Below are 3081 nucleotides of genomic sequence, written 5' to 3'. Positions count from 1 at the left end.
CAAGCGGGAGACCTATTCAGTGGGCCTTTAAGGCCGAGGCCGGTAAGAGAGGCTTCTAGCCGCAGAGCAAACCACCCGTTACCACGGGTGGTTTTGATTCTTTTTTACGAGCCTATAAAGTCGAGATTTTATTATCGTAATCGTACGTTCACATAATTGTCATCGCTTATGATAAGACAAGCTTTTAGAACAATAGAAAGCGGTCTAAATTGTGTTATAATGTAGCTTGGAAGATTTAGAAAATGAGGAGGTTGGTCATATGTCTCAAGCTCTGATCAATATGTATATTTCCTTTTTTGCCATGTTTTTAATGTTCGTATCGGTTTTAACGGCTTTATTTAGCCGCACTAAATTAAAAGGATTTTGGCAAAAGCTTGTACTGACTATTTCATTTATTTGTTTATGTGTTGCAGGACTCATTGTGTTTGTTATCGTCATTGGTGGTCCAACGGCAACGGCTGACTAAGGTAAATGGTTATTAAAGAAAAGCGAGGTCACATAAATGAAGAAGGTTTTTGTTTTAGTAATCGTTTTGATGATGAGTACATATCTAGTTGGGTGCTTTTATCCAGAAGAGGAAAGAGTTCAAAATCAGGTTCCTTATCCAGAACAGTTAGAATTGGTTCGTAGTGCAGTTGAAAGATTTCAAGAAGACTCTGGAGTATTGCCTATTAAAACATTCGAAGATAGTACTAGTTTATATCAACGCTATCAAATAGACTTTAATCAGCTCGTTCCTCGATATTTACAAGAGCCTCCTGGTACTGCGTTTGAAAGCGGTGGAGTTTATACTTATGTGCTTTGGAATGTCGATGAGGAGCCCGAAGTAAAGCTGATTGATTTAACGACGATGCGTGATATTCAAGAGATGCAGCAAAAGTTAAATGATTATCGTAATCGTCATTCCTATGCTCCTGTAGCTGAGGTACTAAATCACGGTTTGTTTAAGCTTGATTATGAAGCTCTTGGCTACAGTGAAGAGCCTTATGTAAAAAGCCCTTATTACGATACATTTCTACCAATATTGCTAACGAATGATTGGGAAATTATCATTGATTATCAAATAGATTTAAATATTGCTTTAGAGGAGCATGACGGTCAATTTGAGCCTGGTGATGATATTCGTGAGATTTTAATTGCGAATTCTCCTTTTGTACCAAACCGTTCTATCCCCTATACAATCGATGAAAATGGTGAGCCTATTTATAATTATGAAGGTGAATCTTAATATTATTTTTTAAAAGCAAAAAAAGTGGTCTATTGCCTCTTCTATTTTGATATATATATCAATGGAAGGGGCTTTTTTTATGAGAATTCCCCTTCTCGGTAGCAGTAATGAAAGGATTCGATTCAAACTCTTGTCATAAATCGTGGACAACATCATAGAATGGAAGTGTCCATTGATTTAAACGGAATCGATAAATTTCAAATCCTTACATGATCGGGAGGGGATCAAGTGGAAAAGATTGATATTTTTAAAGATATTGCAGAAAGAACAGGTGGCGATATCTATTTAGGAGTAGTGGGAGCGGTTCGAACGGGGAAGTCGACATTTATAAAAAAGTTTATGGAGCTCGTCGTTCTCCCGAACATTACTAATGAATCAGAAAAAGTGCGAGCACAAGATGAACTACCCCAAAGTGCTGCAGGTAAGACCATTATGACGACGGAACCAAAATTTGTACCAAATCAAGCGGTGTCCATTCATGTAGATGAAGGCTTGGATGTAAATATTAGGCTAGTAGACTGTGTGGGGTATGCAGTTCCTGGAGCAAAAGGGTATGAAGATGAGAACGGTCCAAGGATGATTAACACACCATGGTATGAAGAGCCAATCCCTTTTCAGGAGGCGGCTGAAATTGGTACTAGGAAAGTTATACAAGAGCATTCTACACTAGGAGTCGTTATTACAACGGATGGTTCAATAGGTGAAATACCTAGGTATGATTATATTGAATCAGAAACGCGTGTAATTGAAGAATTAAAAGAAGTTGGAAAGCCCTTCATTATGATAATTAATAGTGTAAAACCTTATCATCCAGACACAGAGCAATTGCGACAAAAATTATCTGAGGAACATGATATTCCTGTTCTGACGATGAGTATAGAAAGTATGACAGACCAGGATATTAACAATGTTTTAAGAGAAGTTCTCTTCGAATTCCCAGTTCATGAGGTGAATGTCAATTTGCCTAGCTGGGTGATGGTCCTTAATGAAGACCATTGGTTAAGACAAAGTTATGAAGAATCGGTAAGAGATACAGTCAATGACATAAAAAGGTTACGTGATGTGGATCGAGTAGTAGGTCAATTTTCTGAATACGAATTTATTGATGATGCTAGGTTAGCGGGTATTGAGATGGGGCAAGGGATTGCTGAAATCGATCTATTTGCACCTGATGATTTATATGACCAAGTATTAAAAGAAGTTGTAGGAGTAGAAATTAGAGGAAAAGACCATCTTCTTCAATTAATGCAAGAATTTGCTCATGCAAAATCAGAATATGATCAAGTGGCTGATGCTTTAAGAATGGTTAAGCAAACAGGTTACGGTATTGCTGCTCCGGCTTTGTCTGATATGAGTTTAGATGAACCTGAGATTATTAGACAAGGGGCAAGGTTTGGCGTTCGATTAAAAGCAGTTGCTCCATCCATTCATATGATTAAGGTTGATGTAGAATCCGAGTTTGCTCCTATCATTGGAACAGAAAAGCAAAGCGAGGAGCTCGTTCGATACTTAATGCAGGATTTTGAAGAAAATCCACTATCTATTTGGAACTCTGATATATTTGGTCGCTCTCTCAATTCAATTGTTAGAGAAGGCATTTCTGCAAAGCTATCCCTTATGCCTGAAAACGCAAGGTATAAGCTGAAAGAAACGCTAGAAAGAATTATTAATGAAGGCTCAGGCGGTCTAATTGCCATTATATTGTAAGTCGCTTTTTTAAAAGGCTGCCATAATTGGAGCCTTTTTTATTAGTTGTTTAGAAAACCCCTGGCTATGCCGGGGGTTCAAAAGAGCTTCTAGCGTGGTATTAAAAAAACCTCACTTCATGGTAGGATAAAGTTGGTTTCCCGACC

The 3081-nt window shown here is 37.9% G+C and carries 3 protein-coding genes; all 3 read left to right on the top strand.

Annotated features, from left to right (window positions below; genetic code table 11):
* Positions 1 to 259 precede the first annotated feature (259 nt).
* Positions 260 to 466, top strand: a complete 207-nt coding sequence (locus AZF04_RS15405) for a DUF2768 domain-containing protein (protein WP_081766645.1) — start codon at positions 260 to 262, stop codon at positions 464 to 466.
* Positions 467 to 502: 36 nt separating this feature from the next.
* Complete coding sequence (locus tag AZF04_RS15400) at positions 503 to 1228, top strand: hypothetical protein (protein ID WP_061949506.1); 726 nt, start codon at positions 503 to 505, stop codon at positions 1226 to 1228.
* Positions 1229 to 1456: 228 nt separating this feature from the next.
* Positions 1457 to 2935 (top strand): stage IV sporulation protein A, encoded by a 1479-nt coding sequence (gene spoIVA, locus AZF04_RS15395; protein ID WP_061949505.1) that lies wholly within the window; start codon positions 1457 to 1459, stop codon positions 2933 to 2935.
* The last annotated feature ends 146 nt before the right edge of the window (positions 2936 to 3081 follow it).

Source organism: Alkalihalobacillus trypoxylicola (assembly GCF_001590785.1).
In the GTDB taxonomy this organism is placed as follows: Bacteria; Bacillota; Bacilli; order Bacillales; family Bacillaceae_D; genus Alkalihalobacillus; species Alkalihalobacillus trypoxylicola.
This window is presented reverse-complemented; position numbering and strand designations above follow the sequence as displayed.

What these genes read in the sequence shown, in the direction of transcription:
- AZF04_RS15405 (WP_081766645.1), top strand. Translation starts at nt 260, where the DNA reads ATGTCTCAAGCTCTGATCAATATGTATATTTCCTTTTTTGCCATGTTT.
- AZF04_RS15400 (WP_061949506.1), top strand. Translation starts at nt 503, where the DNA reads ATGAAGAAGGTTTTTGTTTTAGTAATCGTTTTGATGATGAGTACATAT.